The 13,732-nt window shown below is 71.1% G+C and carries 10 protein-coding genes; 4 read left to right on the top strand and 6 right to left on the bottom strand.

Annotated features, from left to right (window positions below):
• The first annotated feature begins 164 nt into the window (after positions 1 to 164).
• Together IEY17_RS14475 and IEY17_RS14470 are read left to right on the top strand one after the other, a co-directional pair.
• Positions 165 to 3,023: an FAD-binding and (Fe-S)-binding domain-containing protein gene (locus IEY17_RS14475; RefSeq protein ID WP_188987898.1), complete on the top strand. Its 2,859-nt coding sequence runs from the start codon at positions 165 to 167 to the stop codon at positions 3,021 to 3,023.
• 71 nt (positions 3,024 to 3,094) lie between these two features.
• A complete protein-coding gene (locus IEY17_RS14470; protein WP_188987897.1) occupies positions 3,095 to 3,445 on the top strand; it encodes a thioredoxin family protein in 351 nt (116 codons plus the stop codon).
• 71 nt (positions 3,446 to 3,516) lie between these two features.
• On the opposite strand, the gene IEY17_RS14465 is transcribed toward IEY17_RS14470, so the two are convergent.
• The 6 genes from IEY17_RS14465 to IEY17_RS14440 form a co-directional block, all read right to left on the bottom strand.
• The gene (locus IEY17_RS14465; RefSeq protein ID WP_188988027.1) at positions 3,517 to 4,497 is read right to left on the bottom strand and encodes a VWA domain-containing protein; all 981 of its coding nucleotides are present in this window, start codon (positions 4,495 to 4,497) and stop codon (positions 3,517 to 3,519) included.
• Positions 4,498 to 4,499: 2 nt separating this feature from the next.
• Positions 4,500 to 5,432: a DUF58 domain-containing protein gene (locus IEY17_RS14460; RefSeq protein ID WP_308423993.1), complete on the bottom strand. Its 933-nt coding sequence runs from the start codon at positions 5,430 to 5,432 to the stop codon at positions 4,500 to 4,502.
• Positions 5,433 to 5,443: 11 nt separating this feature from the next.
• On the bottom strand, positions 5,444 to 6,502 hold the full coding sequence (locus tag IEY17_RS14455) for an AAA family ATPase (protein ID WP_188988025.1): 1,059 nt from the start codon (positions 6,500 to 6,502) through the stop codon (positions 5,444 to 5,446).
• 644 nt (positions 6,503 to 7,146) lie between these two features.
• On the bottom strand, positions 7,147 to 7,719 hold the full coding sequence (mobA, locus tag IEY17_RS14450) for a molybdenum cofactor guanylyltransferase (protein ID WP_373289885.1): 573 nt from the start codon (positions 7,717 to 7,719) through the stop codon (positions 7,147 to 7,149).
• Positions 7,720 to 7,818: 99 nt separating this feature from the next.
• Positions 7,819 to 9,072 (bottom strand): NlpC/P60 family protein, encoded by a 1,254-nt coding sequence (locus IEY17_RS14445; RefSeq protein WP_229680160.1) that lies wholly within the window; start codon positions 9,070 to 9,072, stop codon positions 7,819 to 7,821.
• A gap of 135 nt (positions 9,073 to 9,207) precedes the next feature.
• A complete protein-coding gene (locus IEY17_RS14440) occupies positions 9,208 to 10,047 on the bottom strand; it encodes an SIR2 family NAD-dependent protein deacylase (RefSeq protein ID WP_373289884.1) in 840 nt (279 codons plus the stop codon).
• 173 nt (positions 10,048 to 10,220) lie between these two features.
• Between IEY17_RS14440 and IEY17_RS14435 the strand changes: the two genes are divergently transcribed.
• Positions 10,221 to 11,612 carry a nitrate/nitrite transporter gene (locus IEY17_RS14435; RefSeq protein WP_188987895.1) on the top strand — a complete coding sequence of 464 codons (1,392 nt, stop codon included), beginning with the start codon at positions 10,221 to 10,223 and terminating at the stop codon, positions 11,610 to 11,612.
• On the top strand, positions 11,605 to 13,674 hold the full coding sequence (locus tag IEY17_RS14430; protein WP_188987894.1) for a molybdopterin oxidoreductase family protein: 2,070 nt from the start codon (positions 11,605 to 11,607) through the stop codon (positions 13,672 to 13,674). The genes IEY17_RS14435 and IEY17_RS14430 overlap by 8 nt, the downstream gene beginning before the upstream one ends.
• Positions 13,675 to 13,732: the final 58 nt, after the last annotated feature.

Below are 13,732 nucleotides of genomic sequence, written 5' to 3'. Positions count from 1 at the left end.
AACTGCCGTTGCCATGATTCGGTTCAGCCGCGACATTATCCGCTGACGATCGCCGACCGCTCGTCGCCTCCATACAGAAATCAGCGCACCATGTCGTGGTTCACCTACAGCCGCCCAGACAGGCACACTGCGCACAGGGACCCCGCACCACCTCGGGAGACGCCTTGACGGCCACCACACCCGCAGACCTCGCCGCCGAACTCCGCGCCGCGGTGTCCGGCCCCGCCCGCTTCGACCCCGGCACCCGCGCCCTGTACTCCACCGACGCCTCCAACTACCGGCAGGTCCCGCTGGGCGTGGTGTTCCCACGCTCCGAAGACGACGTGGCCGCCACAGTAGCCATCGCACGCCACCACGGTGTGCCCATCACCCCCCGCGGCGCGGGCACCAGCATCGCCGGCAACGCCTGCGGCCCCGGCATCGTCCTGGACTGCGCCCGGCACCTCAACCGCATCCTCGACATCGACCCGCACCACCGCCTCGCCCGGGTACAGCCCGGCGTGGTCCTGGACTCACTGCGCTCCGCCGCAGCCCGACACGGCCTGACCTTCGGACCCGACCCATCCACACACAGCCGCTGCACCCTCGGCGGCATGATCGGCAACAACGCCTGCGGCCCCCACTCGGTCGCCTGGGGCAAAACCGTCGACAACATCCACTCCCTCGACGTGCTGCTCGCCGACGGCACCCGACTGCTCCTTGGCCCCACCTCCCCGGCCGAACTAACCCAGCTGTGCACCCGCAGCGACCGGACCGGGCGGCTCTACCAGGAACTACGATCCCTGCGCGACGACACCGCCGAACTCATCCGCAGCACCTTCCCCACCCTGACCCGCCGGGTATCCGGCTACAACCTCGACCAACTGCTACCGGACAACAACGTCAACGTGGCCCGCGCCCTGGTTGGCAGCGAAGGCAGCTGCGCAGCCGTACTGGGCGCGACCGTCGAACTCCTCCCCTCCCCACCCGCCCGAGCCCTGACCGTGCTCGGCTTCCCAGACACCTACGCCGCCGCCGACGAAGTACCCCGGCTGCGCGGCCTGGCGGCGCTGGCGATCGAAGGACTCAGCACCGAACTCGTCGACGTCGTCCGCCAACACAACCCCCACTCCCCCGCACTGCCGCTGCTCCCCGACGGCCGCAGCTGGCTGCTGGTGGAAACCGGCGGCCACGACCAGGGCGCGGCCCAAACAGCAGCGCAACGCATCATCCGCGCCATCGGCGAACGCGCCCACACCGCACTGCACACCGACCCCGCCCAAATGGCCGCCCTGTGGAAAATCCGCGAGGAGGGATCCGGCTACTCCACCCGCATGGCCGGCTCGGAACGCTGGTCCGGCTGGGAGGACGCCGCCGTCCCACCCGAACGCCTCGGCACCTACCTGCGCGAGTTCGACGCCCTGCTGACCCGCTTCGGCCGCCGAGGCGTCACCTACGGCCACTACGGCGACGGCTGCATCCACGTCCGCATCGACTTCGACCTGCACTCCACCACCGGAGCCGACCAGTACCGCCGATTCCTCGAAGAAGCCGCCGACCTCGTCGTCCGCCACGACGGCTCCCTCTCCGGCGAACACGGCGACGGCCACGCCCGCTCAGCACTGCTGCCCCGCATGTACCCACCAGAGGTGATCCGCGCCTTCGAACGCTTCAAGGCCGCCTTCGACCCCGAAAACCTGTTCAACCCCGGCCACATCGTCCGGCCACACCCGGTCGACACCGACCTGCGGCTGCTGGTCGCCCCACCACTGCCCACCCGCACCACCCTGGCACTACACGCCGACGGCGGCGACCTCGCCGCAGCCACCCGCCGCTGCGTCGGCATGGGCAAGTGCCTGAACACCACAGGCGGGGTGATGTGCCCAAGCTACCGGGCCACCAAGGAAGAACAGCACTCCACCCGCGGAAGAGCACACCTGCTGTACGAAATGCTCGCCGGCCAGCTGATCACCGACGGCTGGCGCTCACGCGAGGTACGCGACGCCCTGGACCTGTGCCTGTCCTGCAAGGGCTGCAAGTCCGACTGCCCTGTCGACGTCGACATGGCCACCTACAAAGCCGAGTTCCTGCACCAGCACTACCGCCACCGCCCCCGCCCGGCCGCCCACTACTCGATGGGCTTCCTGCCACTGGGGCTGGCCGCCACCCCGCCCAGGCTGGCCAACCGGATCCTGTCCGGCCCACTGGCTCCACTGCTCAAGCGACTCGGCGGCATCGACGCCCGCCGCACGATCCCGCGACTCGCACCCCAGTCACTACAGGCGTGGTGGTCAACACGCCCCCGCGCCACAGCGGCCACCGCCGAACCCGTACTGCTGTTCCCCGACACCTTCACCAACCACTTCGACCCGCACATCGGCCGCGACGCCGTCGCCGTCCTCGAAACACTCGGCCACCCCGTGCACATCCCACGCCACCGCCTGTGCTGCGGCCTCACCTGGTACTCCACCGGCCAACTCAACACCGCCCGGACCGTGCTGCGCCGCACCGCCCGCCTCCTGCAGCCCCTACTCACCCCCGGCATCCCCCTGGTGAGCCTGGAACCCAGCTGCACCGCCTTCCTCCGCAACGACGCCCTCGAACTCGCCCCGCACGACACCAACGTCGCCACCCTCGCACAAGCCACCCGCACCTTCGCCGAGCACATCGAACCCTCCCACGCCCGCTGGGAACGCCCCACCACCAGCGAGCAGGCACTGGTCCAGATCCACTGCCACCAGTACGCCGAACTCGGCTTCACCGCCGACCGCACCGCCCTGACCGCCACCGGCGTCCACGCCCAGGTCCTCGACGCAGGCTGCTGCGGCCTGGCCGGCAACTTCGGCTTCGAACGCGGCCACCACGACATCTCCCTCACCTGCGCCGAACAAGCCCTGCTCCCCGCCGTGCGCGCCGCCCCACCCAGCACCGACGTCGTCGCCGACGGCTTCAGCTGCCGCACACAACTGCGCCAGACCACCGACGTCGAACCCCTCCACCTGGCCACCCTCGTCGCCCGCGCCATGGACGTCAGCGGCAGCTGACCCCGGGAATGCGACACCGGCCGCACGGCGTTCCCCGAGGACAGCCGTCCACTCCAGAAGGGAAACGGCCCATGCCAACCGTCGAGCTGACCACCGACAACTTCGACGACGTCATCTCCGGCAACGACTTCGTGATCATCGACTTCTGGGCCGACTGGTGCGACCCGTGCACGATGTTCGCGCCGGTCTTCGAGCGCAGCTCACAGCACCACGACGACATCGTCTTCGCCAAGGTCGACACCGAGGCCCAGCCGGAACTGGCCGGCGCCTTCGACGTCCGCTCCATCCCCACCCTGGCGATCGTGCGCGACAACGTGCTGGTCTTCCAGCAACCGGGCGCCCTACCCGAACCCGTCTTCGAAGACCTCATCCGCCAGGCCCGCGAACTCGACATGGACGAGGTCCGCAAGAACGCCGAGTAAACGGCGCCCGGCTTCCACCCACCTGGCACGCAGGCCGCCCACACCCGAACGCGGCGGCCCACCCCCACGCGCTACGGCAACCGACGACCCGCCAACACCGACACACCGCACGCGATGATCGCGGCGAACGTACCCAACACCAACCACGGCTTACTGGCGTCAGTGTGCTTGGTCTCGTACCCGATCTGCTCACCCAACGTGTCATAAACCTCACGCAGCTGCTCGGCGCTGGCCGCCTTGTGGAACTCACCGCCAGACAACCGCGCGATCTCCTGCATCGCCTCGTCGTCGACCTCGACCAGCTCCTGCTCACCGTCGATCTCGATACTGCCGTGCTTGGTACCGAAGGAGATCGTGGAGATCGGGATCCCCGCCTGCTTGGCCTCCCGCGCCTTGGTGTAGGCACCACGAGGCGCATCCAACTCACGCGGGATCGTCTGCCCACCGTCGGCCATCAGCACAATCCGCGCGGGCGGCGCCCCCGCCGGACCCCCGACCATCTTGCCGAAGGAGTCGATCGCCTGCATCGCGGCATTGATCCCGTCACCGGTCGCCGTGGCCTCCGCCAACTTCAGGCTGTCGATGGCCTGCTTGACACTGACCCGGTCAGTCGTCGGCATCACCAACACCGTCGCGGTGCCCGCAAACGACACCAACCCAAGATTGATACCCGGCGTGAGCTTGTCGGCGAACTCCTTCGCCGCCACCTTCGCCGCCTCCAACCGGTTCGGCTCCACATCGGTGGCCTTCATCGACAGCGACACGTCAATGGTCAACATCACCGTCGCCCGGTTACGCGGAATCCGCTGCTCCGCGGTCGGCCCCGCCAGCGCCACCGTCAACAGGACCAACGCCACACCCAGCAGCGCCGGCGGCACGTGCTTCCACCAACCCTGCCGCGCCGAAGCCACCCGGTCCAGCACCTCCAGATTGCTGAACCGCAGCGTGTCGCGCCGCCGCCGCCGCAACGCCCACACATACCCGGCGACCAGCGCCGCAACCACCACAAGCAGCAGGAACCACCACGGCGCGGTGAATCCCGACAGGCTCAACATCAGGCAGCTCCTCCGGACCAACCACGCTTGCGAGCCACCACGAACCGCACCACGTCGGCGATCCAGTCCGAATCCGTCCGCAACACCAGATGCCCACAGCCCGCACGCCGCAGCAGGCCCGCCACCTGCTCCCGGTGCGCCGCCGCCGCGGCGGCGAACTCCTTACGCAACACCGCAGACGTATGCACCTCGCGCTGCTCACCGGACTCCGGGTCCGACAACAACACCGTGCCCACGTCCGGCAGTTCCAGATCCCGCGGATCCACCACCTCAATGGCCAGCAGCGAATGCCGCGCCCCCAGCCCACGCAGCGCGCGGTCCCAATCGGTGGGCCCAAGGAAATCGGAGATCACCACCACCAGACCACGCCGCCGCGGCGGCCGGCGCAGCGACTCCAGCAACGTCGCCAGATCACCACGGGTGCCTTCCGCCGCCCGCGGCGTCTGGGCCACCTTCTTCAGCAGCGCCCGCGCGTGGGCGGCGCCACCACGCGCCGGCAGCCGCACCGGACCGGTGCCGTTGTCCACCACCGCACCGATACGGTTCCCGCCACCGCTGGTCAAAAACATCACCGCAGCCAGCGCCGCGACCGCCAGCTCCCGCTTCTCGCACGCCGCGGACCCGAAATCCAGACTCGGCGACAAATCCATCGCCACCCAGGTCTCCAGCTCCCGATCAGCCACGGTCTGCCGGATGTGCGGCTCGGCCATGCGGGCGGTGACCGCCCAGTCCATCCGCCGCACGTCGTCACCAGGCTGGTAGATCCGGGCCTCACCAGGTTCGGTACCCGGGCCCGGCACCAGACCGAGATGATTGCCCTGTAGCAGACCGTCAAGCCGACCGCGCACGCTCAGCTCAAGCGACCGCAGGGCCGCCTCCAACCGCCCGTTGTCCAACACGGGCGGGGCCCAGGACGGACGATCGTCAGACACCGACCCGCCCCTCACTGGTGCGGCGCGGGCCCGAGCGGCGGCTGGCCGTAGCCGCCGCCGGGACCGACCGGCACCGGCGGCGGACCGCCCTGCGGCCGGGCCGAGACCTGCGGCAACGGCACCGTCTGCAGCACCCGGTTGACGATGTGCTCGACCGGAATACCGTCGGCCAACGCGTCGTAGGACAGCACCAGGCGATGCCGCAGCACGTCCGGCACCACATCCACCACGTCCTGCGGGAGCACGTAGTCGCGGCCGCGCACCAGCGCCAGCGCCCGCGCGGCGGCGACGATGCCCAGGCTGGCGCGCGGGGACGCGCCGTAGGACACCCAGCCGGCGATGTCGGACAGCCCGTGGTCGTTGGGCATCCGGGTGGCCACCACCAGCCGCACCACGTAGTCCACCAGGGCGTGGTGCACGAACACCTGCGAAGCCACGTTCTGCAACCGGATCAGCTCGTCCGGGGTGAGCACCGGGTTCGGCTCCGGCGCGGCGACGCCCATCCGGTAGATGATCTCCCGCTCCTCCTCCGCCGAGGGGTACTCGACGGGCAGCTTGAACAGGAACCGGTCGCGCTGGGCCTCCGGCAGCGGGTAGACGCCCTCGTTCTCGATCGGGTTCTGGGTGGCCAGCACCAGGAACGGCGCGGGCATCGGGAAGCTCTCCCCGCCGATGGAGACGTGCCGCTCGGCCATCACCTCCAGCAGCGCCGACTGCACCTTCGCCGGAGCGCGGTTGATCTCGTCGGCGAGCACGAAGTTGGCCAGCACCGGGCCCAGCTCCACGTCGAAGCGCTCGCTGCCCTGCCGGTAGATCCGGGTACCGAGGATGTCGGCGGGCACCAGGTCGGGGGTGAACTGCAGACGGGAGAAGGAGCCGCCGACCACCCGCGCGAACGTCTCCACCGCCAGGGTCTTGGCCACGCCGGGCACGCCCTCCAACAGGATGTGGCCCTTGGCCAACAGACCGGTGAGCATCCGCTCGACAAGCCGATCCTGCCCGACGATGACCCGCTTGACCTCGAAGACGGTGCGCTCCAGCAGCTGCGCGTCGCGCGCCGGTGTGGTCATCTGCTCCGCTGGACGCGCCGCCGCGGCCCCGGCACCCCCGCTCTCACCGTTGCCCGCTTCGGTCACTTCTCCCAGCCTCCTGTCCCTGGCCCGCCCCGGGCGTCGTCGATGCGGCAGATCAGCCGCCCAAGATCCTGTCACGCTGCGAGCACACGCTCGCGAGGGGGCAACGCCCCGCATCCCACCCAACAGCACCCCCGGTATGACCTCTGTGAAGAACGCTCTATCCCTTCCTCAGCTGTTCCCTGCGCGCGTTGCCTGAGGGTCAATTTCGGTCGACACTGAAATAATCGAGACAACAGAACTGTTTCGAATGTGCCCAGGGCGCAGTTGCATGACGGTGGGCGGTCATCGGAGCACGGAATCCCCCGCCCTGTGCGCCGCCGGGGCCTCGCCACGCTGGTCGCGGCATTCCCCACCGCGGACGAGGCGTCGCAGGCACCCGATGTGTTCTCCGCCCGGCCTCTCACCTTCGCGCGTGCTGCCCCCCACGGACCGCTTGGACCTCCACGCTCGTCTATTCGACCTGCTGCGCGGCTTCTCCTCGGTTCGCACTGCGGTCAGTGAGTTTCAGTCAACACTGAAGTTATCGATCGCGATAAATACCAAGGCGACAACTGCGGGTCGGGGTGCCCTGACAGCGATCAGCCCTTCGGAGTGCGGGCGCGGTGGAGGTCCTCCGGTGTGTCCACATCGGACGCCTCCTCCCCCGCCGCCGGGACCAGCACCGGGTCCAGCCGGGCGAACACCGAGCGGATCGAACGGTCGCGGGCCTCCCCCGGCATGGCGGCGCGGAGGGACGACACGCGCCAGAGCCCCACCAGCCACTGCGGTTCGCCGTTGCGGTCGACCAGAACCGCCCCCGCGGCCCCCGGGTTCGCGCGCAGGGCGCCGCGGAGGCGCGTAAGCGTTCCCGGTGTCAGATGCGGATGATCGCCCGCGAGGACCGCCACCAGCGCCGTCTCCGCAGGCAGCGCGGCCAGCCCGGCCTGCACGCCCGCCAGCGGGCCGCTGCCCGGCGGGTCCTCCCTCGTCCATAGGACGGGTTCGGCCGTCGCACGGCGCGGGCCGACCACCACCACCGGTCCGGCACCCGCCACCGCGTCGATCGTCCGGTCCAGCAGCGTCCGCCCCGACACCGGCAGCAGGACCTTGTCCACCCCGCCGAGTCGACGCGCCCGTCCACCAGCCAGCACCACCGCCGCGAACTTCACCACACCGCAATGCTTCCAGCCACCACGGCCGGCCCACCAACCGGCCACCGACTCCACCGCACAACCGCGCCCTGATCCGCTGGAAGCCTCGTTCGGGCAGCGTCAGAACATGCGGACGGCGTATGGGGCGATGCCGCTGTACCGCACCGGTGCAACCCGGACCCGGGAGCCCGAGTAGGGCGCCTCCACCATCCTGCCGTCGCCCAGGTACAGGGCCACGTGGTGAACGCGCCCGCCGCGCTGCCAGAACAGCATGTCGCCGCGGCGGATCTGCGACAGTGGCACCTGGCGACCCGCCTGGTACTGGTATCCGCTGTAGTGGTCCAGCGGTATCCCCGCGCCGGCGAACGCGTAGATCATCAGGCCCGAGCAGTCGAAACCGACCTTGCGGAAGTCGCCGAAGGCGTCGGCCACTCCCCCGTCACGGATGCCGCGGGTGGGGCCGAACGCGTTGCCACCGCCCCACGCGTACTGCACGCCCAGCTGCGACAGTGCTCGCGCGATGACCACCTCGACCGACCGGCCGGTGGGCGCCGCGGCCTGCTCCTCGCGCTGCCTGGCCGCCTGCCAGTCCTCGTACCGGTCGCGCTGCGCTTCCAGCCCGGCGACGCGTGAGCGGGCCTCGGCGAGCTGCGCCTCAACGACCGCCTTGTCGGCTTCCAGCCGCCGGGCCTGCTCGGCCTGGGCAGCCTGCGCCGCGACCGCCTCGCGCTCGGCGGCTTCGGCCGCGACGCGGGCACGGTCGGCCTCCAGCCGCCGGGCCTCGGCCTCCTGCAGCGCCGCGCGGGCCAGCGAATCCTTGTTGACCTTCTCGACGCGGGCGCGTTCCAGGTCCTCGAGGACGTTGAGCTGCGAGTCGCTGATCGCGTCGAGGAACACCGCCCGGTCGAGCATCTCCTGCGGGTTCTTCGCGCCGATGAACGCGGTGACCGAGCCGAGGCGACTGCCCTGCCGGTAGCTGCTGGCCGCGAAGTTGTCCAGCCGGCTGCGCTGCTGCTCGACCTGCCGGGCCGCGGCGTCGGCGTCGGCACGGGCGGCGTCGGCGGCCCGCCGGGCGTCGGCGTGGGCGCGTGCGGCGCGCTGGAAGTCAACCCGGGCCTTGTTCGCGTCCTCCATCTTCAGCTCGACCTGGGTCTGCAGGTCGAGCAGCCGGGATTCGGCCTGAGCCAGTCGGTTGGCCAGCTCGCCGACCTGGCCCGCCGCCTGCTGCACGGCGGCGCGCCCAGCGTGCAGCTCGGCGTCGCTGGGGTTGGGCGGGGGCGGCGGCACGGCGGCGCCGACACCTGGCAGGGCGGCACCGACTGCGGCGAGCAGGGCGAGCGCGGTCATCCTGCGCACGGATGCGGCACGCGACACAACCGTCACCTCCCATTGGCGGCCGAAGATTAGGCCGAATGGAGTCACACGACGGTTGGAAACTCTGCCACTCTGGTCCCTTTTGCACCACTTGACACCAGTGGAGCACGCACAACATCGACCACAAGTGTCACTTCAGTCCCAGGTGCTGGGGTCACCCCAGGTGCGCAGCGGTGGAGCGGATTCGTTCAGTGGGACCGCCACCAGCTCCGGCAGCACCTCGACCAGCGGCCCGCGCAGCACCGCCGCGGCCACCTCGTCGTACGGCGTGGGCTCGGCGTTGCAGATGACCAGCTCGGCGCCCGCGCGCACGGCCAGCTCGGCAAGCCCGGCTGCCGGGTGCACCGTCAGGGACGTCCCCGCCGCCAGGAACAGGTCGCAGTCCAGGGCCGCGCGCTGCGCCCGGCGGAGCACCTCGGCGTCCAGCGCCTGCCCGAAGGAGATGGTGGCCGACTTCAGGATCCCGCCGCACTCCAGGCAGGACGGGTCGGGCTCGCCGTCGGCGACCCGCCGCAGCGCCGAGCGCATGGAGGTGACGGCACCGCAGCTCAGGCACACGACCTTGAACATCGTGCCGTGCAGCTCCAGCACCCTGTCCCGGTCCAGCCCGGCGCGCTGGTGCAGTTCGTCGATGTTCTGCGTCAGCAGGGCTCCGAGCCGCCCCGCGCGGTCGAGGTCGACGAAGGCCCGGTGCGCCGCGTTCGGTTCGGCGTGCCAGGCTGGGTGCTCGGCGCGGCTGCGCCACGCCAGCTCGCGCACCTGCGGGTCAAAGACGTAGCTGTCGATGTCGCTGAGCCGCTGCGCGGCCGGATTGCGGGTCCACACGCCGTTGGGGCCGCGGAAGTCGGGGATGCCCGACGCCGTGGACACCCCGGCCCCGGTCAGCGCGGTGATCCGGCGGGCCGCGGCGAACAGTTCCCGGGCGCGCTGCCGCTCCACCGCTGCGTCGCGGGCACCCGTACCTTTTTGCCTCACCCCTCCACGGTGCCACGCGCCCCGCGGCGGGTGTGTCGTCGGGCACCCCACAGGGCCGCTCACAGCGCCCGGACCTGGGCGTGTGAAGGCGGCTTTGCATCGCGGTAACGCTGGACGACACGCCGCGAAACACCCGGTTCCTAACTTCGGAGCAACCGACGAGAGGAGCCGTGTTGACCGCGAGAGCCTTGGCCAGAGGCCGCTGGATCGAGGGCTGGAACCCCGAGGACGAGGAGTTCTGGGAAGCCTCCGGCAAGCGCGTGGCCCGGCGCAACCTGATCTTCTCGATCCTGTCCGAGCACATCGGGTTCTCGGTGTGGAGCATCTGGTCGGTGCTGGTGCTGTTCCTGTCGCCGGCGATCGGTCTGGGCTTCACCGCGGCCGAGAAGTTCCTGCTGGTCATCACGCCGAACCTGGTCGGGGCGGTGCTGCGGCTGCCCTACGCCGCCGCGGTGACCCGTTTCGGCGGCCGCAACTGGACCATCGTCAGCACGGCGATCCTGTTGGTGCCGGCCGTGCTGGCGTTCCACTTCGTGCAGCAGCCGGGCACGCCGCTGTGGGTGTTCATGCTGATCGGCGCGGCCGCCGGCGTCGGGGGCGGCAACTTCGCCTCGTCGATGACCAACATCACCACGTTCTTTCCGCAGCGCCACCAGGGCTGGGCGCTGGGCCTGAACGCGGGCGGTGGCAACATCGGGGTGGCCACCATCCAGGTCGTCGGCCTGCTGGTGATCGCCCTCGCCGGCAACACCCACCCGTCCTACGTGGCGGCGATCTACCTGCCGCTGATCGTGGTCGCCACGCTGTGCGCGGCGCTGTTCATGGACAACGTGGACGCGGTCAGAGCCCGGCCGGGAGCGCTGCGCGAGGCCGCGGCGAACAAGCACACCTGGTGGATCTCCTTCCTCTACATCGGCACCTTCGGCTCGTTCATCGGCTACAGCTTCGCGTTTGGCCTGGTGCTGCAGACCGAGTTCAACTTCACCCCGCTGCAGGCCGCGAGCTGGACGTTCCTCGGCCCGCTGATGGGTTCGGTGGCCCGGCCGGTCGGCGGCTGGCTCAGCGACCGGTTGGGCGGCGCGCAGGTGACGCTGTGGAACTTCGTCGGTATGGCGCTGGGCACCGGGGCGCTGCTGGTCGCGTCCTCGCTGGGGTCGTTCGGGCTCTACGTCGCGGCGTTCATCGTCCTGTTCGTGCTCACCGGCATCGGCAACGGCTCGACCTACAAGATGATCCCGGCGGTCTTCGCCAAGGAGGCCGAGGACGACGTGACCAACGGCGGCGAGGCCATCGCGGCGTTCGCCCGGGCCCGGCGGATGTCCGGGGCGGTCATCGGCATCGCCGGGGCGATCGGCGCCCTCGGCGGGGTCGGCATCAACCTCGCCTTCCGCTCCTCCTACAGCGGGGAGGCCGCCAGTGGGAACGCCGCGCTGGCCACCTTCCTCGTCTACTACGCGCTCTGCGTGGTCGTGACCTGGGCGGTGTACCTACGCGGTGCGCGGAAGCAGGACCCGGAGGCGCCGGTGCGGGCGCAGCAGGCCAGGGCGGAGGCCAGCCGTGCCTGAACTGCGGACGGTCGCCACCCACTGCCCCTACTGCGCCCTGCAGTGCGGCACCCGGTTGACCCGGGAGCGCCGCGGGGTGTCGGTGCGGCCGACGGACTTTCCGGTGAACCAGGGCGGGCTGTGCCAGAAGGGCTGGACGGCGCCGGCGCTACTGGACGTCGACGACCGCCTGCGGCACCCGCTGGTGCGGCGCGACGGCACGCTCACCCCGGTCGACTGGGACACCGCCCTGGACACCGTCGCCCGGGGTGTCGACCGGATCCGCGCCGAGCACGGCGCCGACGCGGTCGGTGTGTTCGGCGGCGGCGGGTTGACCAACGAGAAGGCATACCTGCTCGGCAAGTTCGCGCGACTTGCCCTGGGCACCAGCCAGATCGACTACAACGGCCGGTTCTGCATGTCCTCGGCCGCCGCGGCCGGGACCGCCGCCTTCGGCGTGGACCGGGGGCTGCCGTTCCCGGTCACCGATCTCGGCGGCGCGGACGCGGTGCTGCTCGCCGGGGCGAACCCCGCCGAGACGATGCCCCCGCTGATGCAGCATCTGAGCCAGGCGCAGCTGGTGGTCATCGACCCCCGGTGCAGCGCGACCGCCGAGCGCGCCGCGCTGCACCTGCAGCCCGCGCCGGGCACGGACCTGGCGCTCGCGCTCGGGTTGCTGCACGTCGCCGTCGTCGACGGCTGGGCCGACATGGACTACGTGCGGTCGCGGACCACCGGCTTCGACGCCGCGTGGCAGCGGGCGACGGCCTGGTGGCCCGAGCGCGTCGAGCGGGTCACCGGAGTACCGGTGACCGCGCAGCGGCAGACGGTGCGCATGCTCGCCGAGGCGGGCAGCGCATACGTGCTCACCGGTCGCGGGGTCGAGCAGCACAGCAAGGGCGTCGACACGGTCTCGGGCTTCATCAACCTGGCGCTGGCACTGGGCCTGCCGGGCCGCGAGGGTCGCGGCTACGGCTGCCTGACCGGGCAGGGCAACGGGCAGGGCGGCCGGGAGCACGGGCAGAAGGCCGACCAGCTGCCCGGCTACCGGATGATCACTGACCCGGCGGCCCGCGAGCACGTGGCCCAGGTGTGGGGCGTGTCGCCGGAGACGCTGCCGGGCCCGGGCCGCAGCGCCTACGAGCTGCTCGACGCGCTGGGCACCGACAACGGGCCGCGGGCGCTGCTGGTCTTCGGGTCCAACCCGGTGGTCTCGGCCCCCAACACCGACCACGTGGTGCGGCGGCTGTCGGCGCTGGACCTGCTGGTGGTCGCCGACTTCGTGCCGTCGGAGACCACGCAGCTGGCCGACGTGGTGCTCCCGGTGACGCAGTGGGCCGAGGAAGAGGGCACCATGACCAACCTCGAGGGCCGCGTCCTGCGGCGCCGCCGGTTGCAGGTGCCGCCGGGCCACGCGCGCAGCGACCTGGAGGTACTGCACGGGCTGGCGGTGCGCCTCGGCGAACCCGGGCACCGCTACCCCACCTCGCCGCGCGAGGTGTTCGAGGAGCTGCGCCGCGCCTCGGCCGGAGGCAAGGCCGACTACTCCGGGATCACCTACGAGCGCCTCGACGCCGGGGAGGCCCTGCACTGGCCGTGCCCGGACCCGGAGCACCCCGGCACGCCGCGGTTGTTCCTGGACGGGTTCGCGCATCCCGACGGCCTGGCCCGCTTCGCGCCGGTGGAGCACCGGGACGCGGCCGAGACGCCGCAGGAGGCGTTCCCGCTGACCGCGACCACCGGGCGGGTGCTGGCGCAGTACCAGTCCGGGGCGCAGACCCGGCGGGTGGCCGAGCTCAACGAGGCGGCACCGGCCGGGTTCGTGGAGATCCACCCGGACACCGCCGACCGCGCGGGCCTGGCCGACGGGGCGCTGGCGCGGGTCAGCTCGCCGCGCGGCACCGCCGTGGTGCGGGTACGGCTGGTGCCGACGATGCGCACCGACACGGTGTTCCTGCCGTTCCACTTCCCCGGCGAGGCCCGGGCGAACCTGCTCACCAACGACGTGCTGGACCCGCGCAGCCGGATGCCGGAGTTCAAGGTCAGCGCGGTCCGGATCGAACCCGCCGGGGAGGCTGCATGAGTAACACCCGCCGCCCTGCTCGTGGCGGCCGACCGGGTGCGGCTGCCCCGCAGAGGCA

This window comes from Saccharopolyspora thermophila, assembly GCF_014646075.1.
Lineage (GTDB): Bacteria > Actinomycetota > Actinomycetes > Mycobacteriales > Pseudonocardiaceae > Saccharopolyspora > Saccharopolyspora thermophila.
Note: the sequence above shows the minus strand (reverse complement) of the source record. Positions and strands in the feature narration are given on the sequence as shown.

Excerpts from the sequence above, each read along its gene's own strand:
- IEY17_RS14455 (WP_188988025.1), bottom strand. The coding sequence starts at position 6,502 with ATGACCACACCGGCGCGCGACGCGCAGCTGCTGGAGCGCACCGTCTTC.
- IEY17_RS14470 (WP_188987897.1), top strand. The coding sequence starts at position 3,095 with ATGCCAACCGTCGAGCTGACCACCGACAACTTCGACGACGTCATCTCC.